This is a genomic window from Amycolatopsis sp. NPDC043887, assembly GCF_056435665.1.
Map to the genome: position 1 here is coordinate 1 of NZ_JBWKEB010000027.1, position 22413 is coordinate 22413.

General features: G+C 69.2%; 22 protein-coding genes and 1 pseudogene. 6 read left to right on the plus strand and 17 right to left on the minus strand.

Features of this window, described 5'->3' with window-relative positions; genetic code table 11:
* The 3 genes and pseudogenes from AC069H_RS40400 to AC069H_RS40410 form a co-directional block, all read right to left on the minus strand.
* Positions 1–139, minus strand: a pseudogene (locus tag AC069H_RS40400) (HNH endonuclease); the annotation flags it as partial.
* Positions 140–413: 274 nt separating this feature from the next.
* Entirely contained in the window at positions 414–1997 is a 1584-nt protein-coding gene (locus AC069H_RS40405; protein ID WP_478235843.1) for an AMP-binding protein, read from the minus strand.
* Positions 1998–2077: 80 nt separating this feature from the next.
* Positions 2078–2638 carry a TetR/AcrR family transcriptional regulator gene (locus AC069H_RS40410; RefSeq protein ID WP_478235844.1) on the minus strand — a complete coding sequence of 187 codons (561 nt, stop codon included), beginning with the start codon at positions 2636–2638 and terminating at the stop codon, positions 2078–2080.
* A 125-nt stretch (positions 2639–2763) separates the two neighbouring features.
* Here AC069H_RS40410 and AC069H_RS40415 point away from each other — a divergent pair, with 125 nt between their 5' ends.
* The 3 genes from AC069H_RS40415 (at position 2764) to AC069H_RS40425 (ending at position 5197) form a co-directional block, all read left to right on the plus strand.
* Positions 2764–3468, plus strand: a complete 705-nt coding sequence (locus tag AC069H_RS40415) for an alpha/beta fold hydrolase (RefSeq protein WP_478235845.1) — start codon at positions 2764–2766, stop codon at positions 3466–3468.
* 64 nt (positions 3469–3532) lie between these two features.
* Complete coding sequence (locus AC069H_RS40420; RefSeq protein ID WP_478229908.1) at positions 3533–4177, plus strand: flavodoxin family protein; 645 nt, start codon at positions 3533–3535, stop codon at positions 4175–4177.
* Positions 4178–5197: a LacI family DNA-binding transcriptional regulator gene (locus AC069H_RS40425; protein WP_478235846.1), complete on the plus strand. Its 1020-nt coding sequence runs from the start codon at positions 4178–4180 to the stop codon at positions 5195–5197. It abuts the gene before it with no gap.
* Here the strand turns inward: AC069H_RS40425 and AC069H_RS40430 are convergent.
* From AC069H_RS40430 to AC069H_RS40470, 9 genes are all read right to left on the minus strand, one after another.
* Positions 5194–6495, minus strand: a complete 1302-nt coding sequence (locus tag AC069H_RS40430) for a serine/threonine-protein kinase (RefSeq protein ID WP_478235847.1) — start codon at positions 6493–6495, stop codon at positions 5194–5196. The genes AC069H_RS40425 and AC069H_RS40430 overlap by 4 nt on opposite strands.
* Before the next feature lie 36 nt (positions 6496–6531).
* On the minus strand, positions 6532–7164 hold the full coding sequence (locus AC069H_RS40435; protein ID WP_478235848.1) for an SGNH/GDSL hydrolase family protein: 633 nt from the start codon (positions 7162–7164) through the stop codon (positions 6532–6534).
* Positions 7161–7922: a sugar phosphate isomerase/epimerase family protein gene (locus AC069H_RS40440; RefSeq protein ID WP_478235849.1), complete on the minus strand. Its 762-nt coding sequence runs from the start codon at positions 7920–7922 to the stop codon at positions 7161–7163. Before AC069H_RS40440 ends, AC069H_RS40435 begins: the two co-directional genes overlap by 4 nt.
* Positions 7919–8956 (minus strand): LacI family DNA-binding transcriptional regulator, encoded by a 1038-nt coding sequence (locus AC069H_RS40445; RefSeq protein ID WP_478235850.1) that lies wholly within the window; start codon positions 8954–8956, stop codon positions 7919–7921. The genes AC069H_RS40440 and AC069H_RS40445 overlap by 4 nt, the downstream gene beginning before the upstream one ends.
* 259 nt (positions 8957–9215) lie before the next feature.
* Entirely contained in the window at positions 9216–10658 is a 1443-nt protein-coding gene (locus AC069H_RS40450) for a chondroitinase-B domain-containing protein (protein ID WP_478235851.1), read from the minus strand.
* A gap of 13 nt (positions 10659–10671) precedes the next feature.
* Positions 10672–11973, minus strand: a complete 1302-nt coding sequence (locus AC069H_RS40455; protein ID WP_478235852.1) for an alpha-L-fucosidase — start codon at positions 11971–11973, stop codon at positions 10672–10674.
* 32 nt (positions 11974–12005) lie between these two features.
* On the minus strand, positions 12006–12872 hold the full coding sequence (locus AC069H_RS40460) for a carbohydrate ABC transporter permease (RefSeq protein ID WP_125690702.1): 867 nt from the start codon (positions 12870–12872) through the stop codon (positions 12006–12008).
* On the minus strand, positions 12869–13825 hold the full coding sequence (locus AC069H_RS40465; protein ID WP_478229900.1) for a carbohydrate ABC transporter permease: 957 nt from the start codon (positions 13823–13825) through the stop codon (positions 12869–12871). The genes AC069H_RS40460 and AC069H_RS40465 overlap by 4 nt, the downstream gene beginning before the upstream one ends.
* Complete coding sequence (locus AC069H_RS40470; RefSeq protein WP_340682361.1) at positions 13822–15150, minus strand: sugar ABC transporter substrate-binding protein; 1329 nt, start codon at positions 15148–15150, stop codon at positions 13822–13824. Before AC069H_RS40470 ends, AC069H_RS40465 begins: the two co-directional genes overlap by 4 nt.
* A 181-nt stretch (positions 15151–15331) precedes the next feature.
* Here AC069H_RS40470 and AC069H_RS40475 point away from each other — a divergent pair, with 181 nt between their 5' ends.
* Positions 15332–16339 carry a hydroxyacid dehydrogenase gene (locus AC069H_RS40475; RefSeq protein ID WP_478235853.1) on the plus strand — a complete coding sequence of 336 codons (1008 nt, stop codon included), beginning with the start codon at positions 15332–15334 and terminating at the stop codon, positions 16337–16339.
* 35 nt (positions 16340–16374) lie between these two features.
* On the plus strand, positions 16375–16986 hold the full coding sequence (locus tag AC069H_RS40480; protein WP_478235854.1) for an alpha/beta fold hydrolase: 612 nt from the start codon (positions 16375–16377) through the stop codon (positions 16984–16986).
* A 206-nt stretch (positions 16987–17192) separates the two neighbouring features.
* Here AC069H_RS40480 and AC069H_RS40485 read toward each other — a convergent pair whose 3' ends face one another.
* On the minus strand, positions 17193–18284 hold the full coding sequence (locus AC069H_RS40485; RefSeq protein ID WP_478229896.1) for an aldo/keto reductase: 1092 nt from the start codon (positions 18282–18284) through the stop codon (positions 17193–17195).
* Between the two features lie 12 nt (positions 18285–18296).
* Entirely contained in the window at positions 18297–18770 is a 474-nt protein-coding gene (locus AC069H_RS40490; RefSeq protein ID WP_478235855.1) for a DUF6130 family protein, read from the minus strand.
* Between the two features lie 144 nt (positions 18771–18914).
* Between AC069H_RS40490 and AC069H_RS40495 the strand changes: the two genes are divergently transcribed.
* Positions 18915–19151 (plus strand): hypothetical protein, encoded by a 237-nt coding sequence (locus AC069H_RS40495; RefSeq protein ID WP_478235856.1) that lies wholly within the window; start codon positions 18915–18917, stop codon positions 19149–19151.
* A gap of 6 nt (positions 19152–19157) precedes the next feature.
* Here AC069H_RS40495 and AC069H_RS40500 read toward each other — a convergent pair whose 3' ends face one another.
* From AC069H_RS40500 to AC069H_RS40510, 3 genes are read right to left on the minus strand one after another with little or no spacing between them, the layout of a single operon-like run.
* Positions 19158–20159 carry a LysR family transcriptional regulator gene (locus AC069H_RS40500; protein WP_478235857.1) on the minus strand — a complete coding sequence of 334 codons (1002 nt, stop codon included), beginning with the start codon at positions 20157–20159 and terminating at the stop codon, positions 19158–19160.
* Positions 20156–20797, minus strand: coding sequence for a sigma-70 family RNA polymerase sigma factor (locus AC069H_RS40505; protein WP_478235858.1), 642 nt, complete (start codon positions 20795–20797; stop codon positions 20156–20158). The genes AC069H_RS40500 and AC069H_RS40505 overlap by 4 nt, the downstream gene beginning before the upstream one ends.
* Positions 20782–22128, minus strand: a complete 1347-nt coding sequence (locus tag AC069H_RS40510) for an alpha-lytic protease prodomain-containing protein (RefSeq protein WP_478229892.1) — start codon at positions 22126–22128, stop codon at positions 20782–20784. Before AC069H_RS40510 ends, AC069H_RS40505 begins: the two co-directional genes overlap by 16 nt.
* Between the last annotated feature and the right edge of the window lie 285 nt (positions 22129–22413).

Here is a 22413-nt window from a genome sequence, read left to right on the forward strand (position 1 = left end):
CGATCTCGGCCAGGAACTGCCCGACCTCGGCCAAAGCCTGTCGTGCCACCGACAACCGCTCGACCACGCCGTGCGCGAGTTCGCGCGCACCGGCACGCCACAGCTCCTGCGGCGGTTCGAGGATTCGTTGGCTGGACACCCCGCAAGAATACCAGTGTTCGAACAGGTGTGCGAATGTGAAAGGTGCTCCGGAATTTGTTTCGCATTCTGGCGAAGGCGGGGATTTCGACCTGAGTGGGTCATAAGACAAACGAGGCAGGTCGCAAAGTCACCTTCGCAAAGTTAAATCTTGCGAAGGTCTACTTGCCGACGTGCCCCTTGGTGACCACCCGCCGCGTCCGACACATCCGCCTTACCCTCAATGACTTGCGGGAGATCGAAAGACCTCAGACGAGATCCGGTGTGGACAGAGCTCACAGTTCCCGCAACAGATATCGCTGCAGCTTCCCGCTCGCATTGCGCGGCAATGCCTCGATGAACCGCACCCGCCGCGGATACTTGTACGGCGCCGCGGTCGCCTTGGCGTGGTCCTGCAATGCCCGCACCAGATCCACGCCCGGCTCGATACCGGGCCGGGGAACGACGAACGCCGTCACGACCGAGCCGCGATCGGGATCCGGCGTGCCGATCACGGCGCATTCGTCCACGTCCGGATGGGTGAGCAGGACCTCCTCGACCTCGGGGGCGGCGATGTTGTACCCCGACGAGATGATCATGTCGTCGCTGCGCGCGACGAACCGGAAGTAGCCGTCGGTGTCGCGGACGTAGGTGTCGCCGGTGAGGTTCCAGCCGCCGCGGACGTAGTCCTGCTGGCGCGGGTCTTCGAGGTAGCGGCAACCGGTGGGCCCTCGAACCGCCAGGAAACCGGGAGTGCCGTCGGGAACGGGCGAACCATCGGCATCGAGAACGGCCGCTTGGTAGCCGGGCACGACTTTGCCGGTGGCGCCAGGACGCGCGTCGCCGTCGGCGGAGGAGATGAACACGTGCAGCATCTCGGTGCTGCCGAGCCCGTCGATGAGCGGCCGTCCGACGATCTCCCGGTACTGCTCGGCCACGGGATCGGGAAGCGACTCGCCCGCCGAGACGGCCCGGCGTACTCCGGTCAGCAACTGGCCCTCGCCTGCGTTCAGAATCGCCCGGTACGCGGTCGGGGCGGTGAAGAGAACGGTGACGTTCTTCGTGGCGACGATGGCGGCGAGTTCCGCCGGGGTGGCGCGCTCGACGAGCAGTGTCGCCGCGCCCGCGCGCAGAGGGAAGACCAGCAGGCCGCCGAGGCCGAAGGTGAAGGCCAGCGGCGGTGTACCGCAGAAGAGGTCGTCGGACGTCGGGCGTACGACGTGGCGGGAGAAGGTGTCGGCGATCGCGAGCAGGTCGCGATGGAAATGCATCGTCGCCTTCGGGGATCCTGTCGTGCCGGAGGTGAAGGCCAGCAGGGCGACGTCGTCGGCCGCGGTCGGGACATCGGCGAACGTCACAGGATGCCGTTCCGCGCGGGCCGCGAGTTCGGTTCCGTAGGACACGACGGGGAGATCTGGCGGGAGTTCGTCCAGCAGTCGTTCGTCGCAGACCGCGACCGCGGGTTTCGCGCGGCCGGCGATCTTGTCGAGTTCGGTGCGCCGCAGCATCGGCATGGTAGTGACGGCCACCGCGCCCGCCTTGAGCACGGCCAGCCATGCGGTCGCGAGCCACGGAGTGTTGGTGCCCCGCAACAGCACCCGGTCTCCGGGAACGACCCCGAACTCGGTGACCAGGACGTGGGCGACGCGGTTGGCGCGGGCCAGGACTTCGCCGTATGTCCACGTTTCGGCGGGGGAGAGCAGGCATGGCCTGTCGTGGCCGAGGCGCGCGGCGGTGTCGTCGAGCAGCCCGGTCGCGGCGTTCAGTCTGTCCGGGTACCGGAGTTCCGGCAGGTCGAACACGAACTCCGGCCACTGATCGGCGGGCGGCAGCCGGTCACGGCAGAACGGGTCGACGTGCGCGCTGGGAGAAAGCCTCATCGTCGCCGCTCCTCGGTCCGGCCGTGCCCCCTTCCGCGAAGGTAGCACTTGTTACGACCGTCGAGAAGACGCGATGAACGTCAGGGGACGAGCTCGGCCACGGCTCGGTGCAAAGTGGCGCGCACGGTCGCGGCGTCGTCGAGGTTCCCGCCGTGAAGCGCGCCGTCGCGGAGGAGGACGAGGGTGCGGGCGGCGTGCTCGGGGTCGGCATGACCCGCGTCGCGCGCCAAGTCGCGAAGCACGCCGAAGAACCAGTCCCGGTGGTCGTCGATGACCTGGCGCACCTGGTGCGCGGGATCGGGGTACTCGGCCGCGGCGTTGAGGAACTGGCAGCCGCGGAAGTCGTCGTCGAGCGTCCGGTCGCCGACGATGCCCAGTGCGGCGAGCAGTGCTTCGCGAGCGGGCTTCCCTTGCGTGGCCGCGTCGACGCCCGCGCGGATCCGCTCGCTCGTAGTGCTCAGGTAGGCGGCGACGAGGTCGTCCTTGGTGGGGTAGTGGCGGTAGAACGTCGCCCTGGTCACGGCCGCTTCGGAGACCAGGCGCTCCACGCCGACGGCATGGATGCCCTCGGCGTAGAAGAGTCGCGACGCTGTCTCGAGCAGCCGGATCTTCGGGTGGACGTCCCGATCGACAGTCGGCATTCCCCAACCTTAGAGAAAGAACGGTCATTCCACTAGGTCGGCTTCGTCACGTTGCGGAAGACCTCTCCGGCGAGCATTGTTCAGGCAGAAAGACCGATCGTTCTCCCTGAACTGAAGGAGTCATCATGAGCAACCAGAAGCCCACCATCGTCCTGGTCCACGGCGCTTTCGCCGACTCGTCCAGCTGGAACGGCGTCGTCCCGAAGCTGCGTGAGCAGGGCTATCGCGTGCTGGCCGCCTCGAACCCGCTGCGCGGGATCGAGTCCGACGCGGACTACGTGTCCGACGTCGTCAACGGCGTGGACGGTCCCGTGGTGCTGGCCGGGCACTCCTACGGCGGCGTGGTGATCAGCCGTGCGGCCACCACCGCGCCGAACGTCGAGGCGCTCGTCTACATCGCCGCTTTCCAGCCGGAGGCGGGGGAGAGCGTGTTCGAGCTGTCCGGCCGGTTCGAAGGCGGCAAGCTCGGCCCGGACACCACGAACGTCCTGGCCGCGCAGGGTGAGCTGTCGATCAAGCCCGAGAACTTCTCGGACGTGTTCGCGGCCGACGTCCCCGCGGAGACCGCCGACGTCATGGCGGTCACCCAGCGTCCGGTCACCGAGCGCGCGCTCGCCACGCCGTTCGACGGTGAGCCGGCGTGGAAGAACCTGCCTTCGTGGGCGCTGATCGCCGAGCAGGACCACGCGATCCCCGCCGCCGCGCAGGCGTTCATGGCCGAGCGTGCCGGTTCGGAGGTCACCAGGGTCGACGCTTCGCACGCTGTCTCGGTCTCGCGGCCGGACGTCGTCGCGGAGGTCCTCCTCGCCGCGGCGGCCAAGGTCGCTTGACAGGGGAAACCCTCCCCGGAGAGACTGCTAAAACGTTTTGGCAGTCTCTCCGGGGGAGAACCGCATGAAGGTCTTGGTGCTCGATTCGAGCCCGCGTCGTGAAGGCAACTCCTGGGCGCTCGCGCAGGCGCTGGCCAAGGGGGCGGATGAAGCCGGGCACACGGTCGGCTTCATCCGGCTCTCCGATTTCGTCGAGTCGCCGCTGGGGGACTGCCGCGGCTGCCGGTTGAGCGACCGGTCCTGCGGCATCGGCGACGGCTACGAGCGCCTGTTGTTCGATCATGTGCTCCCGGCGGACGCGATCGTCTACGCGACACCGCTGCACTGGTACGGCATGACCGGACGGCTCAAGTCCTTCTTCGACCGGCTTTTCTGTTACACCTCCGGCAGTTCGCCGCATACCGCGGAGGTCGTGCCGGGGTTGATGCACAAACGCGCCGCGGTGCTGATCTCGTGCGAGGAGAGCTACCGCGGCGCGACACTCGGCCTGGAGGCCCAGTTCCAGGAGCTCACCCGATACCTGCGCCAGGACCTCGCCGGGATCGTGGTCGGCGTCGGCAACAGCCGGGGCGAGGTGGAGCGCGATCCCGCGCGGCCGCTGGCGGCGGCGGCGGACCTCGGCCGTAGGCTGGGCGACGCCCATGTCACCGACTATCGGCTGGACACCGACCGGCCGAACCGCGTTTGGGGACCGCCCGTGGAGGCCTGAGTGTCGCCGACCATCCGTGACGTCGCCGCCGCCGCGGGGGTTTCGATCACCACCGTTTCTCATGTGCTCAGCGGGCAAGGCCGGATCTCCGAGGAGACCCGGCAGCGCGTCGCGAGGGCGGCGGCCGAACTCGGTTACCAGGCCAGCGTGCACGCGCAGCAGCTGGTCACCCGGCGCAGCCGCACGTTGGCGATCCAGCTCGCGAACTCGGTCGACGCGAGCAGCGCCTGCGCGCTCGTGCCCAATTCGGACTACTTCCTGGAGGTCCTCAACGGCGCGGCCGAGGCCGCGTCGAAACGTTCGTACGCCCTGCTTCTGACCCCGATGGACGCCGACCTCGACCGGCTGAACGCCTTCGCCGTCGACGGCGCGATCCTGGTGGATCCCCGCGGAGACGAGCCTTTCTTCGCGACCGGCTGGTGCCAGGACAGGCCGCTGGTGACCATCGGACGTCCGATGGCGGCGCCGTGCCCGGTGCCGGTCGTCGTCGACAACGACCTCGTCGCGGCCGCCCGGCTGATGCTGGATCACTTGGCGGACAACGGTTACGAGCGGCCGTCGATGATCGCCACCGACACCGCCCGCTCCTACGCGGCCGATCTTGTCGCGGGGTACACCGGCTGGATGGAAGGCCGGGGGCTGGAGCCGGTGGTGGCCGAGATCGACGAGCCGCCGACCACCGAAGGCACGGCGGAAGCACTGGGCAGACTCCTCGACCGGCGGGTGTGCCCGGACGCCGTTTTCACGACATCGGAGAACCTCGCCCTCGGCGTCCTCCACGAGGCCCGCCGCCGACGGCTCGCGGTGCCCGGCGCGCTCGGGATCTGCAGTGCGGTGGACAGCGGTTCGCTCCGCCTCGTTTCGCCGCAGGTGACCGGGATGTTCGTGCATCCACGCGAGGTGGGCGGCCGTGCGGCCACGGCGTTGATGGACCTCGTCGAGGGGAAGGCGGCCGACGGCGAGCCGCGCCGGATCGAAGTCCCCGTGCGTTTGAACGCGCGGGAATCGACCGCTCGCTAAGAACTCCGGCACACCGCGACCGGTGCGGCTCCGCCGTCGTCCTCGGTGGTCGCGATGAAGCCGAAGGTGGTCGTCCCGCCGACGGGCAGTACCGCGTTCCAGTCCACTTCGGACACTCGTACGCGATCGCCGTCCTGCGTCAGGGAACCGTTCCACAGGTTGGCGATGCGGGTGCCGGGCGGCAGGGTCCAGCTGACCTCCCAGCCGGTGAGGCGGGTGTCCTGGGCGTTCCGGACGGAGACGCGGATCTCCGAACCGCCGGGCCAGCGGTTGGCGACCTCGTATCGCGCTTCGCACACCGGTTTCGCAGCCGAAGGCAACGGCGCCGCCACTGGAGCGGTGGCATCGGGCGGACCGCCGTCGAACAGCAGGATCCCCGCCAGGACACCACCCGCCGCGACCACGCCGCCCGCGATGGCGAACGGCAACCGCGAACGGCGGGTGGGCGCGGGAAGCCGTTTGGTGCCGGACAGGATCGCCGGACGGCCGTCGGCGACGGCGGCGAACATCCGCGCGGCTTCGGCCATGTCCGGCCGTTCCCGCGGATCGCGCCGGAGCAGCCGCAGCACGACGTCCGTGAGCGGGCCGGTGGATCGCGGTGCGATGATCTTGCCGCGGGCGACCCGTTTGAGGAGGGCGATCTGGTTGCCGTCGGTGCCGAACGGCGGCGCGCCTTCCAGCACGGTGTAGAGCGTGGAGCCGAGCGAGAACACGTCCGACGGGTACCCGGGTTCGTCACCGTCGGCGACCTCGGGGGAGAGGTACGCCGGTGTGCCGACGACGAGACCGTCGCCGGTCATCGTCCCTTCGCCCGTGGCGTGGGACAGGCCGAAGTCGGCGATCTTCGCTTGCCCGTCCTCGGTGATCAGGATGTTGTTGGGTGTGACGTCCCGGTGCAGGATGCCGTCCTCGTGGGCGGCGGCCAGCGCGGAGGCGATCTGCGCGCCGAGCTCAGCGACGCGGCCCGCGGGGAGCGGGCCGCCGTCCGCGAGGAGTTCCGTCAGCGGCCGCGATGAGAGGAACTCCATGATCAGGTACGGGGTTCCGTCCTGTTCGACGACGTCGTAGACGGTGACGGCGTGCGGATGCTTGAGCCGCGCGGCGACCCGGGCCTCCCGCATCGCGCGCACGATCGACCGGAACGGCGCGTCGCCCGGGGAGTTGTCCGGCAGCAACTGCTTGACCGCGACCGTGCGGTCGAGCCGCTCGTCCCGCGCCTGCCACACCACGCCCATCGCGCCCCGGCCGACCTTGTGCTCCAGCCGGTAACGACCGGCGATGATGGCGTTCCGGTTCACGGGGCAACTGTATCGGCCAGGCTTGCCGGGCACGGCCTAGGTGAGCCTGGCCTCCTCGACCGGCGCACCGGCCGCCGCGAGCCATGCTTCGGCGAGTAACCGGTGACCCAGCGGGCTGGGGTGGACGCCGTCCGGGGCGAGCGTCGCCGCCCCGTGCTCGGCCGCCGCGCGCGGCATGAACAGGTCCGCGCGCACCAGCCGCGCGCCGAACTCGGTCGCCACGTCGATCGCCGCTTCGACGCGGGGCGCCAGATCACCGAGCCACTCCCGCTGTCCCGGCTCCACCGGCAGCAGGAACGGCGTGATCACGTACAACTCGGCCGGGAGGTGCTCCCGCGCACCGGCCAGCAGCCGGGAGTAGGCGGCACGGAACTTCCCGATCGGGCTCGACAGGCCGCGATCGAAGGTCCGCCAGGTGTCGTTGATGCCGATCTTCACCGTCAGCACCGTGGGGCGCGTCGCGAGGACGTCGGTGGCCCACCGGGCTTCGAGGTCGTAGATCCGGTTTCCGTTGACGCCTCTGTTGATCACCTCCGGTCCGTCACCGAGGAAGTCCGCGATCTGCCGGACATACCCCTTGCCCAGCGACGCGGGATCGGCGCGATCGCGGCTGGAGTCGGTGATGGAGTCGCCGGCGAAGAGCAACCTGTCGGTTTCGGTGAACCTCACGCGCCCGCCTCGATCAGCTTCCGCAGCGAGTCGGCCTCGCCAGGGAGCAGGTCCGGATCGTTGTCCGGGACGAACTCCAGCAGCGCGTCGAGCGGCCGTCCGGTCCTGGCGAGCAGGCCGAACGCCCGCGTCCACAGATCCGCCCGGAAGGTCAGCGGATGCCGCTCGTTGCTGGGCCACCACGAGAAGACGTGCACCGCGCGCACGTGGTCGAGCACCAGTTCCAGGCCGGCCAGCGCCTGGTCGTCCGGCAGGTCCTGCGGCGGTTGCCAGTAGGTGCCGAGATTGTCGCGGCCGACCTCTTCGAGCAGCCGGACGGTCGATTCCGCGGTGTCGGTCAGCGTCCCGCCGTGGAACTCCAGCGCGACCTCCAGACCGTGTTCGTTCGCTACGTCGGCGGCCTCGCGGAGACCGGCGGCGACCTGCTCGCGTTCGTCGGGGTCGACGTCCTCGGAGCCCGCTTTGCCCGCCCACACCCGGATCCGCGAGGCGCCGAGCCGGACCGCGGTGGCGGCGATTTCACCGAACTTCCCGGCCTCCACCGGGGTGGCGCGGAAGTAGGAACCGTAGGAGTCGCAGGTCAGCCCGTGCCGTGCCATGGCCTCGAACGCGCGCTCGGCCGCCCAGTCGTCACCGGGGCGCACATGGACGTCCGCGCCCCACTCGATCACTTGCAGGCCCGCCTTTTCGGCGCGGCTGGCGACTTCGTCGGCGTCCAGCCGCCGCAGCGTCACCGAACACAGTCCCGGGCGGATCATTTTCCCTCCAACGGTTGAGTGCTTTCGCGCAGCACGACCTCACCGGTGATCGGCTTGACCCGGGGAGTGGCCGTGCGGGCGTCGAGGATGAAGTCGAGTGCCTGTTCGCCCATGCGCTCGATCGGCACGCGCACGGTGGACAGCGAAGGCCTTATGTCGCGCAAGGTGATGATGTCGTCGAAGCCCGCGATCGCGATCTGTGCGGGGACCAGCAGCCCGCGGTCGCGGCAGGCGGCCATCGCACCGACGGCCATCACGTCGTTGACCGCGAAAACGCAGCCGCGGAAGCCGTTCTCGATCGCGCGCACCATCGCCGCGTAGCCGCCGTCGCGGGTGAATTCCGCCCGCAGCACGTGGTTCTCGGGCAGCGGGATACCGTGCCGGGCGAGCCCGTCACGGAAACCGAGAACACGATCCCGCGACGTCAGCAGGCCGGGCGGCCCGGCGAGCACGAGGAAGTCCCGATGCCCGAGCACGGCGAGGTTCTCCGCCAGATCCGCCGCTCCGGCCCGGTTCTCCAGCATGACGGTGTCGAACGGCAGCTTCCGCTGGCCGATGACCACGACCTGACCGTCGGCGGCCTCGAACGCCTTGAGTTCCTTGGTCAGGCTCCGTTGCAGGGCACTGTCTTCGTTACGCGACCCGGCGAGGATGACCGCTCGCGCCCGTTGCCCCCGCAAGGTCGTGACGTACTCGAGCTCCTTCTCCGGATGGTTCTCGGTGCTCGCGATGGTGACCGTCAGCCCGTGTCGCGCCGCCACGCGCATCACACCCGACGCGATCGAGGAGAAGTACGGGTCGACGATGTCGTGCACCAGCAGCCCGACGACATTGCCGCGGCCGCGGGCCATCGCCTGCGCGGGCACGTTCGCCGTGTACTGCAGCCGTTCCGCGGCCCGCAGCACCGATTCGCGCAGCGTCACGCTGACCTGTCTGGTCCCGCCGTTGAGCGCCCTCGACGCCGTCGCGAGCGACACTCCGGCCTCGCGGGCGACGTCGGCCAGGGTGGCCGAACCCGCGGCGCGCTGCGCCATGGTTCCTCCTCGGAGTCTGGCGGTGAACCCGCGACCGCGATCGACGTCGGCAGGCCGCCGGCTGGTCTGCCACGTCGCGGTGGACGTGCAGGGCGCCCTGCCACCGCGATGGCGGGGCCTTCGGCCGAGGCGGGTTCACGCGTTTGGTCGCTTCTCGGGTACTTATTCGGCTCCGCCAACGGGCACGCGGTGGTGCGGTGGGCTCACGCCGGTGTGGGCTGACACCGGCGTGAGCCCGGCTCTGATGCCGACCGCCCGGCTACGGAGCGCCGGGGCCGACGTCCGCGGTGGTGAGCGGCCGGTTGGCGATGGCGGCCGTCGAGTACTCGTCGGCGCCGACGTCACGCAGGCTGCCGCGGGCCTGACCGTCGATGTCCAGCGTGACCGGCGCGGTCGACAGGGTCGCCGCGTCGATCGCGGGGCTGCCCGCGGCGAGCCGCGAGACCCCATCGGTGCCCTGCACGAGCTTCGGGTCGATCCGGCGGAAGGTTCCCGCAGGGATGTTGCCGTTCCCGCCCGAACCCCACAGGATGTTGCCGGACCAGGTGAAGTTGCCCGTGGTGCTCATCGCGACCAGGTCTTCGTTGTCGCCGACGAAGATGTTGTCCGAGATCGTGCAGTCGCGCGGTTCGACCGTCCGGTTGGTCTCGCCGGAGAGCGTGCTGCCGTTGTTCAGCAACGTGTTGTGCGCGATGAGCACCCGGTCCGCCGCGTCGTTCTTGCGCCGTGATTCCTTTGATTCACCGGGGAAGTGGTCCCGAACGGTGCCGCTGCCGATGACCAGTGCCCTGCTGGACACGCCGGCGATGTAGTTGTTGAGGATCTTGTGGTCGTTGCCGTAGATCCGGATGCCTTCCTTGCCGCCGAGGATGAAGTTGGATTCGACGACGGACTTGTTCCCGTGGCGCAGAACGATGCCGCCCAGGCTGTTCCGGATGGTGTTGTTGCGGATGAAGTTGCCCGACGACTTGACCGAGATCGCCTCCGGGTCGCCGTTCGCGCGTTCGAACAGGTTGTACTCCACCGTGGCGCCGGCGGTGCTCAGCGCGCGCGGGCTGACGCCGAGCCGGATCGGCTCGCCGCCGTTTTCGCCGGCGAAGGTGTGGTCGGAGAAGTAGTTCCGCACGACGTGGACGCCTGTCGCCATCTTGTCGTCGTCCGCGCCCTCGATGCAGAGCATGACGCCGAGCGTCGTCTTGTGGTGGAAGTGGTTGCGGTCGATCTTGCTGTAGTCGGCGCGGACCATCACCCAGTGCAGGTCCGGGAGGTCGGCCAGCTGGAAGTCGTTGCGGGTCAGGCGGATCCGCGAACAGTTCGCCGGGATCTCCAGGGTGGTGCTCTGCCGGAAATTGAATCCGCTGAGCGTGACGCCGGTGGAGTCGTCGAAGACGAAGCTCTGCTCACCGTTGAGCGTCACGCCGCCGCGGGACTGCGCGACGATGGTGATCGGCTGGTCCTTCGTGCCACGCCTGCCCTTGATGCTGATCGGCTTGCCCGACGGCACGGTGTACGTGCCGTTGTTCACGGTGATGACGTCACCGGGGCCCGCCTGGTTGATCGCGTTCTGCAGTTCGGTCAGCGAACTGACGTTCAGGGCGCACAGCCCCTTCGGTTTGGCCGACGCCGTGCCCGCGGTGACCCAGGGGACGGTGATCAGCGCGGCGCCGAGGGTGGCGCCGCTGAGGAACCTTCTGCGATCCATGATGCCTCCGTGCTCAATCGGTGGGGAGGGTTTCGGCGGCGGGGCTTTCTTTGCTCAGGAACAGTTCGATCACCGGGACCGGGGTGTCCGGTTTCCGGATGGGGAGTTTCAGGGTGAGCGTGCCTTCCGGCTGCCCGCCCATCTGGGTGTTCTGCGCGGTCTGCCCGGGATCCGTGTGCACCTGCCGGATCTCCGAGGCGTCGTCGAGCAACTGGGCGTAGCGCACCCGTCCGGCGAGCCCGGGCAGGTGGACGTGGTTCATCGGCCAGCTGAACAGGTGCAGATACAGCCGGTCACCGCGCTGGGTGTAGCGGCCGTCGGCGGGTGCGGTGAACTCGCTGGGACCGCAGCCGCGGATGGAACGTTCGTGCCGGTCCATCCAGCGGCCGATCTCGGCGAGGACTTCGTGCGCACGGGGGTCGATCTCACCCCGGCCGTTCGGACCGACGTTGAGCAGCAGGTTGCCGTCCTTGGACACGCCGTCGACCAGCATTCGGATGAGCAGTTCCGGGCTCTTGTAGTCGAGGTTGTCGCGGTCGTAACCCCAGCTGCCGTTCAGCGTCTGGCACGCCTCCCACACCACCGGGACGCCGTCGCGGGTCATCGGACCGGACGGCTGGTACTGCTCCGGGGTGATGAAGTCCCCCGGGATCCCGGCGCGGTCGTTGACCAGGATGCCGGGCTGGAGTTCGCGGACGAGCGCGAGCAGGCCGGGGGAGTCCCAGTCGTCCGGCCCCTTGCCGCCCCACCATTCCTTGCGGCCCTTGTAGGAGAAGTCGAAGAACAGGTAGTCGATCGTGCCGAAGCGGGTGAGCAGTTCGCGCACCTGACCGTGCAGATAGAGCTGGTACTCGGCGATGTCGGCGTACTGGTGCGCCGCGATGTACTCGGCGTCGTCACGGCGGGGATGGGTGCCGTCGACGGGGAACGCGGGGTGATGCCAGTCGATCAACGAGTGGTAGAAGCCGACCTTCAAGCCCTCTTCGCGGCAGGCGTCGACGAACGGGCCGAGCAGATCCTTGCCGTACGGCGTGTTCGTCACCTTGAAGTCGGTGAGGTCGCTGTCCCACAGGCAGAAACCGTCGTGGTGCTTGGTGGTCAGAACGACGTAGGTCATGCCCGCGGCCTTCGCGGCGCGCGCCCAGGAACGCGGGTCGTACTTGTCCGGTTCGAAATGGTCGAAGTACACCCGGTACTGCTCGTCGGTCAGCTTTTCGCGGTTCTGCACCCATTCGTGCCGGGCGGCGAGGGAATACAGTCCCCAGTGGACGAACATCCCGAACCGGTCGTGGGTGAACCAGGCGGTGGAACTCACTGCAGGATCGCTCCTTGATTGTCTTTGGTGACTCAGCCCTTGAGCGCGCCCGAGGCGAGGCCGCGGACGAACGAACGCTGGAAGAACAGGAACGCGGCGACCGACGGCAGCAGCGCCAGCAGCGACGCGGCCATGATCACGCCGGGCGTGACGTTCGTGTCGATCCGCAGGGTCCGCAGGGCCAGCGGCAGGGTGTACGTCGAAGCATCGGTCGACACCAGCAACGGCAGCAGGTACTGGTCCCAGATCATCGTGAAGCCGAAGACGCCGATCACGCCGAGCGCGGGCTTGCACATCGGGAGGATGATCTGGGCGAAGATCCGCAGGTCGCCGGCCCCGTCGATCCGCGCGGCCTCTTCGAGCTCGCGAGGGACGTCCTTCATGAACTCGGTCATCACCAGGATCGAGAAGGCCCACGCGCCCAGCGGCACGATCATCCCGGCGAGGCTGCCGATCAGGTTCAGATGCACCACCGGCAGATCCGACAGGATCAGCGACAGCGGGATCGCGAGGATCTCCTCCGGGAGCATCAGCGTCGCCAGGATCGCGACCAGCACGAAGGTCATGAACCGGAACTTCTTGCGCGCCAGCGCGTATCCGGCCAGCACCGAGATCACGACCTGCAGCAGCAGGCCGAAGCCCACCACCAGGAACGAGTTGAGGAGGTACATCCCCACGCCAAGGTCGAAGGCGATGCCGAAGTTGTCCAGCGTCGGGCTGGACGGGACGACGCTCAGCGCCGTCGGATCCGAGACGTCGTTGAACGCGCTGACCAGCAGTGCCAGCAGCGGTCCGGCGAACACGAGGAGCAACAGGGCGTACAGGACGAACTTGAGGATCCGCCCGGCCGGTGACTTGACGGCGTCGAGGCCGAGTGCGGAATCGTTGGCCGCGGTCATGCGTCTCGCCTCCGTCGGAGCACCTGGACGAACAGGGTCAGCACGAGCGTCGCGAGGAACAGCAGGACCGCGCCCGCCGCGCCCACGCCCAGCCGGTTCTGTTCCAGGCCGAGTTTGTAGATCAGGGTCATCGCCACTTCGGTCGAGCCGTTCGGCCCGCCGTTGGTCAGCAGGAACACCTCGGTGAACACCCGCAGGCCGCGGATCGCCGCGAGTACGAACAGGATCGAGAACACCGATCGCAGGCCCGGCAGCGTCACGTGGAGGATCTTGCGCCAGCGGGAGGCACCGTCCACAGTGGCCGCTTCGTAGAGTCCCCTGTCGATTCCGGCGAGGCCCGCGAGGAAGATCATCATGTCGTACGGGGCACCGCGCCAGATCCCGGTGATGATGACCGAGATCATCGAGCTGTCGGGATCGTTGATGAAGCCCGACGGGCCCATCCCGACCAGGCCGAGGATGGAGTTCAGCATCCCGTCCTCGGTCGGGTGGTACATGATGCGCCACAGTTCGGCGACCACCGCGATCGGCACGACCACCGGCAGGAACGCCGCCGACCGCAGGAACTTCAGCCGCTTGCTCTGGCCCTCCATCAGCAGGGCGAGCGCGAGGCCGATGATCATCGACCCCGCGGTCTGCCCGACCGCGATCACGATGGTGTGCCAGATCGCGGAGTGGAACGCCTCGTCACCGAGGACGGTGCTGTAGTTCTGCCCGCCGACCCACTGGTTGCCCAGGTACGGCTGGACGTCCTGGAAGGACATCGTCACCGCGGTGAACATCGGGATGAACTTGAAGTACACGAACAGGATCAGGGCGGGGGCCAGGAACAGCCACGGCGTCCACCACTTCCCGTCGCGGTCGCTGCGCCTGCGGGCCTTCGGCGCGGGTGCCCGCTTGACGGCGGGACGGTCCGCGCCGACGGCCGCCGGCTTGGCGTGATCTACGGTCATGAGGCGCTGATCCCCTGTTGCTGCAAGGTCGCCGTGAGCTTGGTGTCGAGTTTGGACAGTTCCGCCTTGAGATCGAGCTTGCAGTCGGCGACGAGCGCGCTGATCGTGTCGGCGGTGTCCTGGCGGACCGGCGTCCAGTTCGGGATGGACGGCGCGTAGTGGCCGGACTTGGTGTAGATCTCGGCGTAGGTCTTCCAGCGCGGGTCGGAGCGGACCTGGGTGATGTCGACGTTCTTGTTCACCGGAAGCTGCACGATGAAGGCCGATTCGCCCTCCATGCCGATCTTCTGGCCGTCGACCGAGATCGCGAAGTCACCGAAGGCGTCCTGCCCGGCCTGGTTCGGCGAACCGGCCATCATGTAGATCGACAGGCCCTCGGCGAGGACGTCGGCGTTCTTGGCGCCCTTCGGCATCGGGACGACCTCGTACTTGTCCTTGCCGAGCGACTTGTCGAACCGCGGCAGCAGGTACGGGCCGACGACGTACATCCCGGCCTTGCCCGCTTCGAAGGTCTCGTTCGTCGCCGGGGTCGGCATGGTGACCGAACCGGGCTGGATGACGTTGTCCTTGCAGCCGAGGTCGCGGAACCACTGCACCGCGGCCACGGATTCGGGTGTGCTCATCGCCGGCTTGTACTTGCCACCACCGGTCTCGGAGATGAAGTCGCCGCCGGCGGCCCAGAGGAAGTTCGAGAAGTACCAGGAGGCGTAGCCCCGCTTGGTCGACAGCGTCGCGTTCAGGCCCGCGGTGTCGGCCTTGCCGTTGCCGTCGGGGTCGCCGGTGGTGAAGGCCTTGGCGAGGTCCGCCAGCTCGGCCCAGCTCTGCGGGACGCTCTTGCCGAGCTTCTCCCGCCAGTCCTTGCGGATGAGCAGCGCCGAGGCCTGCGCGCTGTAGGGCAGGCCGTACAGCTTGCCGTCCGCTGTCTGGTTCGACTTCAGGGCCTGCTCGGTGAGTTCCGAGGTGTGCTTGATCTTGCCCGGCTCGACCTCGCGGACGAGACCCTGGCTCTTCAGCGTGCCCAGCTGCGTGACGTCGTTCATCACGATGTCCGGCAGGTCGCGCTGGGCGGCCCGCTGGGCGAGCTTCGTCTCGAAGTCGTCGAAGATCGCGGTGACCTGCACCTTGAATCCCGTGGCCTTCTCGAAGGCTTCCGCGAGCCGCTTGGTGGCCTGTTCACCGGGGCCGCCGGGGGTCGTCCGGGTCCACAGTTCCAACGGCGCCTTGGTGTCCTGCGCGACGTTCGTTCCGGCGGGGCCTGCCGAGCAGCCCGAAAGGACCAGCGCTGAGACAGTGAGTCCCACGCCGATCCACCGCGATTTCCGCATCGCATCTCCTGTTCACTGTGGACCACGCTGTCTACCTCGGAGGGGACGGTAAGCGCTTTCCCGGTCTCCGGTCAATGGTCCGATCATTACGAATTCCAATCGCCCCTGGTCGCCTCTGCGTGGGACTCGCCGCGCGTGGACCGGGTCAAGCATCCGATGTATGGTCGCCGCGGAGGTAGGAATGACCGAGCTGCGACACCGGCCGACGGCACTTCTCGTGATGGAGGAACGCCGCCGCGACGACGTTTATCCCGAGGCGGTGCTGAAGGAGATCGAAACGCTGGTGGACCTGCGTGAGCCGCTCACCCGTGAGCGGCTGGCGGAGAACCCGGCGGCACTGGAAGGCGTCGAAATCCTGCTGTCCGGCTGGGGTGCCCCGGTGCTGGACTCCGTCCTCTTGGGACACGCGCGGGACCTGCGGGCCGTGCTCGTCGCCGCCGGCTCGGTCCGGCCGCTGACGACGCCCGAGTTCTGGGCGCGTGAGCTGCCGATCGTGTCGGCCGCGGCCGCGAACGCCGTCCCGGTCGCCGAGTTCACCCTTGCCCAGGTCCTCTTAGGACTCAAGCAGGTGCACCGGATCTCCCGGGAGATCCGGGAGCGGCGGGCCTATCCGCCGGACCCGAGGGTCGCGGGCGCCTACCGGTCCCGGGTCGGGCTGCTCGGCCTCGGCGAGATCGGCGCTCTCGTCGCGTCGCATTTGCGCGGTTTCGACGTGGACGTCCTCGCGAGCGACCCCGTGGTCGACCCGGCGACGGCCGACGGTCTCGGCGTGCGGCTGGTGGGTCTGGACGAACTGTTCACCACGTGTCCCGTGGTCAGCCTGCACGCGCCGCTGCTGCCGGAGACCGAAGGACTGGTCGACGGTGAGCTGGTGGCCAGGATGGGCATCGGTGCGACCTTGATCAACACCGCCCGTGGCGCCGTCGTCGACGAGCCGTCGGTCGTCCCCGTGCTGCGCGAGCGCCCCGATCTCACGGCGATCCTCGACGTCACCTGGCCCGAACCGCCCGAGCCGGACTCGCCGCTGTACACGTTGCCGAACGTGGTGCTCACCCCGCATCTGGCGGGCGCGCTGGGTGCCGAACGCGCTCGGATGGGCGAGCTCGTCGTGCGAGAGCTGCGGCGGTTCGTGCTCGGGCAGCCGCTGGAGCACGCCGTCGCGCCGGACCGGGCACACTTGCGGGCGTGATGCTCGCCGTTCGAGAGAGGGGTCCGCGGGCTGGCGTGCCCGTCGTCCTGTTGCACGCCTTGGGCAGCGGATCGGGCACTTGGGCCGATTTCGGCGCCCGGCTGGCCGGCCGTCGTGTGCTGGCCGTCGATCTGCCGGGGCACGGCGACAGCCCCCCTGCGGAGAAGTACTCGCTCGCGGCGATGGCCGACGAAGCGGCCGATCTGCTGGGGGAGCGGTCGGATCTGGTCGGCCATTCACTGGGCGGCCGGGTCGCCGTGCTGCTCGCCCAGCGCCTGCCGGGACGCGTCCGGCGGCTGGTCGTCGAGGACACTCCGCCGCCTCCTCTCGAGCCCTTGGAGCCGTTGGCTCCCGCGCAGGAGCCGCCCGAGCGGTTGCCGTTCGACTGGCGGCTGATCGACCCGATCATGGCCGAACTGCGCACGCCCGACCCCGTCTGGTGGGACCGGCTCGCCGCGATCACCGCGCCCACCCTGCTGGTCAGCGGCGGGCCGGCCAGCCACGTCACCCGGGAGTCGCTGGAGCGGATGTGCGGGCTGATCCCGGACTGCCGCCTGGTGACCATCGACGACGCGGGGCATCGGGTGCACGGCACCAAGCCGGCGGAGTTCGCGGCGGTGGCGGGGGAGTTCCTCGGTCCGGCGTAATCAGGGTGACCTGCCTGGGGGCACTGCCGAAGCATCCGCGCGACCTCATGTCGATCTCGCGGATAGGAGCCGTATAACGGCCTATACCGCGTGTCTCTGGCAGGCATGGCGAGCGTGGGTCGTTGCCGCGAATCGGCGACGCTCCGGGTGACCCACGGCCCGTCGCCGCGAAACGGCGACAGACCGTGGGCACGCCGATGGTCAGCTCACCAGTTCCGCACCGCGGGCGCGTACCCCGCCGGCTTGTCCCCGACCTTCACCCCGGGGCTGATCACCCAGTTCTGATACGCGGGCGTGAACATCCGGTACACCGACTCCGGCGGGACGGCACTGGCCTCGTCGAGGAGCGCCCGCAGGTCCGGCGGAAGCGTGAAGTCCAGTGCGGCCATGCTCTTGCCCAGCTGATCGGCGCTGCTCGCCCCGACGATCGCGGCCGCGACGCCCGGCTGGGTCGCGACCCAGTTGATCGCGACCTGGGCCATCGTGACGCCGAGTTCGTCAGCGACCTTCTCCAGCGGTTTCAGCAGTGCCCAGTCGCGGTCCGTCCACGACTTCCCGGCGTTCCCCGGATCGCTCAGCCTGCCGTCACCGCTCGTGGTCTCGCCGGTCTGGCGGTACTTGCCGGTGAGGAACCCGCCGGCCAGCGGGCTCCACGCGGTGATGCCGAGCCCGAGATGCTGTCCCATCGGCACGTGCTCGGTCTCGATCGTCCGTTCCACGAGCGAGTAGGGCAGCTGGAGATTGACGGCCGGGGTGAGCGCGTTCGCCTCGGCGAAGCTCTGCGCCCGGGCGGCGTACCAGGCGGGTACGTCGGAGAGCCCGGCGTAGCGGATCTTTCCCGCGCGCACCAGGTCGTCGAACGTGCGCATCACCTCTTCCGCCGGAGTGACGCGGTCCCAGGTGTGCAGCAGGAAGAGATCTACGTGGTCGGTGCCCAGCCGCCGCAACGACGCTTCCAGCGCCCTGATCAGGTGCTTGCGCCCGTTGCCGCCCGCGTTCGGGTCGCCGGGGTCGACGCTGTTGGTGTACTTGGTGGTGAGCACGACCCTGTCGCGCACCTTCGCCTCGGCGATGAGGCGGCCGAGGATGGTCTCGCTCTCACCCGCGGTGTAGAAGTCCGCGGTGTCGATGAAGTTCCCGCCCGCCTCCAGGTACTTGCGGAAGATCGGACGGACGTCGTCCTCGGATTTCCCGTACGCGGCGTGGAAACCGCCGGTACCGAAGTTCATCGTTCCGAGCGCGATCCGGCTGACACGCAGTCCGGAGCGGCCGAGCAGGTAGTACTGATCCAGTGTCATGAAAGCGTCTCCTCAGTGGTGTCCGGTGTGGGCGGGAACGACGAAGTCCACGGTCTTCTGGTCGAGGATCTTGTGCGTCGGGTCGGCGAGACCGATCCACACCTTGTGCGGTCCCGCGGGCAGCGACTGGATGATCAGCGGTTCGCCGCTGCCGTCGGCCCAGTGCCACGCCGCGTCGTCGACGGTCACGTGGATATGGCCGATCCGGGGTGAGACGTCCAGTGCGGCGGGGCCGTACACCGGGACGATCCGGAGGTTCTCCGCCCGGTACCGCAGCACGACCAGGCCCATCGCGAGCTGCTCTGGCAACGGCGCGTCCACGACCAGCGACGGCGGCGGCTGGGAAGGCAACGGCACCACGGGAGCCGGCGACCAGCCGGCGGCCGCGGCGGGGGGAGCGGTCACCGGCGGAGCGGGCGAGGGGGCACCGCACGCGGCGGTGAGCAGGACGGCGGCGGCGAGGACGGTCTTTCCCAGTACGGGCATGAATTCACGCTAAGACGGCCGAAGGGGCCGCGGCGCCCGTCGGACGACGTCATCGGTGTACGTCACCGTGACACGTTCCGGTGATCACCACGTGAACCGACTGGATCCGGGGAACCCGGGGGCATCGACGGAAGGGAGAACACGATGAAGACTCGAATCGCCGCGCTGGCGGCCGCGGTCACGTTCTTGGGCGCCGTCACCGCCTCGCCCGCCATGGCGGACCCGGTGCCCGGCAGCCCGAAGCAGTTCTACGCGTCGTGCGCGGTCGATCTGCTGGGCGTGCCGGTGGGCTGCCTCGAGACCGACGAAGCGCACGCGACGCATATCTGTCAGTACGTGCTCACGGCCTTCGGCCTCGGTCTCGACTGCATCCAGCGCTGAATCCGGTCAGGTGCCGAGCCAGCCGGGGTTGGCGGCCGCCCACTCGGGAAGCCGATGCCGGATCGCGGCGGGCTCGGTGATCGCGTCCACCAGTCCGCTTCGGACAGTGGGCACGTCGATGGACGAGCCGTCCCGCCACAGCAGGAGATGCCGCGTCCTCAGCGGCACACCCCGCAGCGCCACCACCGGGCCCGGGATCGTGGAACCGGAATCGAGGGAGCGGGCGGGCGCCACCGCGCGAGGTTCGTGCCGGACGCTCTGCCGCAACGCCATCGGATCCAGCTTCCGCACGGTGATCTCGCCGAGACCGGCGCGGGCGCACTGGTCGGTCAGGTGAGCGTGGAACTCGTCGTCCTCGTCCGACGGCATCAGCCAGACCGAGCCGTCGAGCTCGGCCAGGGACACCTCGCCGAGTCCGGCGGCGGGATGGTCCGGGGACACGACCACGAAGACCGGCTCCGTGCCGACAGGAAGCATGTGGACGCCGTCGGGCGGAACGATCTCCTGCCCGGGGTGATCCTTGTACAGCGCCAATTCGACCGTGCCGTCGGCCAGCGCCGAGAACAACGCCGTCCGGCTGGTCACGGCCAGCAGTTCGACGGGACGGCCACGAGCCGCCGCGGCGACCACACCGCTCAGCGTCTCGGCGAAGACGGTCGGAAGCGCGCCGATCCGGAGCAGTCCCTCGGAAGGCGCGCTGTGGAACCGGCGGATCGCCAGTTCGAGGTCGTCCGCCGCGGCCAGTACCCGGCGCGCGTGGTTCAGGAGCACCTCGCCCAGCGCGGTGGGCCGCACGCCGTGCCGGTCGCGTTCGAACACCGTCCGTTCCAATGCCCGTTCGACTCGGTGGAGCTGCGTGCTCAACGCGGGCTGGGAGAGCCCGAGTGCGGTCGCGGCCTTCGCGATGCTGCCCGCCGACGCGATGGCGTCGAGGAGGCGCAGATGCCGGACATCGATCTCCGCCGGCCAGGTGTGGCCGTCCCCGGGACCGATCAGGGGGCTGATCACAGGTCGTCCTCGCTGATGATCGTGCGGAGTTTGTGCAGGGCGCGATGCTGGGCGACCCGGACCAGGCCGGGGCTCACCCGCAGGACCGCGCCCGCCTCGGGCGCCGTCATGCCGACCGTGATCCGCAGCCGGAGGATCTCCTGCTGGATACCGGGCAGGGTGCTCATCAGCCGCGTCAACCGGTCGTGGCCGTCGGCGGCCAGCGCCTGCCACTCGGGTTCGTTGGGTTCGGGCGTCGCGCGTTCGGGCGGATCGGGCGTGGGTTCCGACTTGTCCCGGGCTCGCCGCCGGAATGCGGCGGCGACCTTCCTTGCCGCGATTCCCAGGACGGCGGTGAGGAAAGACCCGCCGGTGGTCCGCGCGGTGGGCAGGCCGCTGAGCACGGCGAGACAGGTCTCCTGCGCGACGTCGTCCGCGGCGATCTCCCGCGCGTTGGTTCCGTCCATCCGGCTCCGGCAGTAGTCCGCGACCACCGGCTGGACGATGTTCATCAGCTCGTTCGTCGCCGCGGGGTCGCCGCGGCGGGCGCGGGGGACGAGGGATTCGAGATCCGCCGTCAGCGCGCCGTCGTCAGGGGGAGGAGCCGCCCCCGGCGAGGTGAGGTCGCCGGGGGCGGTCCAGGTCAGGCGAGTTCCCAAAGCGCGGGCACGTTCGGCGGTTCCCAGCCGGGCATGGAGGTGTGCGGCTGGATGACCCGGTAGTTGCTGCCGCCGTAGCTGGCGGTCGCGCCGGAGCCGTAGTACGTGTACGGCGCCCAGGTGCCGCCCGGCGGGTTCGACGTCGTCGGGCTGGTCGGGGTGGTGGGCGTGGTCGGCGTCGTGGTGGTGCTGGACGGCGGGTTGCCGCTGACAGTCAGACGCAGGTTGTAGACGCTCAGGATCTCCGAAATCGGCTGGAAGTAGATGGTGCCGCCGGAGGTGCAGTTGCCGGAGCCACCGGAGGTGACGCCCTGCGCCTGGTCGCCGGTGATCCACGAACCGCCGGAGTCACCGGGCTCGGCGCAGGCGTTGGTCCGGGTCAGGCCGGTGATGGTGCCCTCGGGGTAGGTGACCGAGGTGTTCTTCTGCAGGATGGTGCCGCAGCGCCAGCCGGTGGTGGAGCCGGAGCGGCACACCGACGAGTTGACCGGGGCCTCGGTCGAACCGGCGACCGGCACGGTGCCGGGGTAGCGGTTCACCAGCGGGCGCGGGGTGTTGCCCGCGTCGGCGCGGACCCAGGCGTAGTCGTTGCCGGGGAAGCTGGAGCCGGCGACGGTTCCGCTGGGGTTCGAGGTGCGGGTGCCGGTGGTGCCGCAGTGCCCGGCGGTCACGAAGCCGCCGTCGACCGCGAAACCGATGGAGCAGCGGCCCGAGCCGAAGGTGTAGGCGTTGCCGCCGATGATGTCGATCAGCGCACGCGGCTGTTCGGTGCTGGCCTCGACCCGGACCAGGTCGGACGGCACACCGGCCTCGGCAGCCCACGACTTCGCGGCGGATTCGCCACCGGCGTTGGCGAGGACGACGATCGAGTTGGTGGTGACGTCGGTGAACCAGCCCGGCACGGTCTTCGGTGCCTTGGCGGACTTGGCGTCGAGCCGCAGCTTCGCCGCGTCGAGATCGGCGGCACTGCGGGCGACCGTCTTCGGGGTGGCGCCCGCGGCACGGACGAGGTCGCCCACGGCGGCGTCGGTGACCGCCACGGTCAGCGTGGTCCCGGAGCCGTCGAGCCACGATCCGGCGTATGACGTGCCGAGCTGCTTCTTCAGCGTGTTGTCGGCGACCGCGGCGCGCTGTTCGCTCGCGAGCCGGAGCTTGGCCTGTTCCGGGCTGATCTTGAGGTCGCGGGCCATCGCGGCCAGCATTTCGGACTGGGACTGGTCACCGGAGGCGGCCTGCTGACCGGCGCTCGCGTTGGGGGTGAGGGCGATGGCGGTGACCAGGCCTGCCCCGGCTATGGCCGCGGCTGTGGCGGCTAAGATCTTTCTGTTCATTTCAACGCTTTCCTCGAAACGGGCGGGGGAGGGATTCGTCCCCGACCGTACGAGGCGGATCACGCAACTGGTACATACCATTTGGGTCATATCGCCCGGCTGGAACGCGGGGTGATATGGCGGTGATCCGTGCTGATCCGCGTGGCGATTCCGTTGCGGTGCAACGGTTCAGCCGCTGCCGGCGGAAAGGCGGCACCGACGTTTGAGGCGCTTCGCCGCAATGTCCACTGTCGTCCATACCGTACTTTTGAGGGGTAGGGCAAAGGGGACGGCGGAACTTCTCAC

Coding starts and splice junctions, on each gene's coding strand:
- AC069H_RS40445 (WP_478235850.1), bottom strand. CDS start 8,956: ATGGCGCAGCGCGCCGCGGGTTCGGCCACCCTGGCCGACGTCGCCCGC.
- AC069H_RS40475 (WP_478235853.1), top strand. CDS start 15,332: ATGACCGAGCTGCGACACCGGCCGACGGCACTTCTCGTGATGGAGGAA.
- AC069H_RS40465 (WP_478229900.1), bottom strand. CDS start 13,825: ATGACCGTAGATCACGCCAAGCCGGCGGCCGTCGGCGCGGACCGTCCC.
- AC069H_RS40460 (WP_125690702.1), bottom strand. CDS start 12,872: ATGACCGCGGCCAACGATTCCGCACTCGGCCTCGACGCCGTCAAGTCA.
- AC069H_RS40510 (WP_478229892.1), bottom strand. CDS start 22,128: ATGAACAGAAAGATCTTAGCCGCCACAGCCGCGGCCATAGCCGGGGCA.
- AC069H_RS40410 (WP_478235844.1), bottom strand. CDS start 2,638: ATGCCGACTGTCGATCGGGACGTCCACCCGAAGATCCGGCTGCTCGAG.
- AC069H_RS40485 (WP_478229896.1), bottom strand. CDS start 18,284: ATGACACTGGATCAGTACTACCTGCTCGGCCGCTCCGGACTGCGTGTC.
- AC069H_RS40415 (WP_478235845.1), top strand. CDS start 2,764: ATGAGCAACCAGAAGCCCACCATCGTCCTGGTCCACGGCGCTTTCGCC.
- AC069H_RS40490 (WP_478235855.1), bottom strand. CDS start 18,770: ATGCCCGTACTGGGAAAGACCGTCCTCGCCGCCGCCGTCCTGCTCACC.
- AC069H_RS40495 (WP_478235856.1), top strand. CDS start 18,915: ATGAAGACTCGAATCGCCGCGCTGGCGGCCGCGGTCACGTTCTTGGGC.
- AC069H_RS40450 (WP_478235851.1), bottom strand. CDS start 10,658: ATGGATCGCAGAAGGTTCCTCAGCGGCGCCACCCTCGGCGCCGCGCTG.
- AC069H_RS40420 (WP_478229908.1), top strand. CDS start 3,533: ATGAAGGTCTTGGTGCTCGATTCGAGCCCGCGTCGTGAAGGCAACTCC.
- AC069H_RS40470 (WP_340682361.1), bottom strand. CDS start 15,150: ATGCGGAAATCGCGGTGGATCGGCGTGGGACTCACTGTCTCAGCGCTG.
- AC069H_RS40440 (WP_478235849.1), bottom strand. CDS start 7,922: ATGATCCGCCCGGGACTGTGTTCGGTGACGCTGCGGCGGCTGGACGCC.
- AC069H_RS40405 (WP_478235843.1), bottom strand. CDS start 1,997: ATGAGGCTTTCTCCCAGCGCGCACGTCGACCCGTTCTGCCGTGACCGG.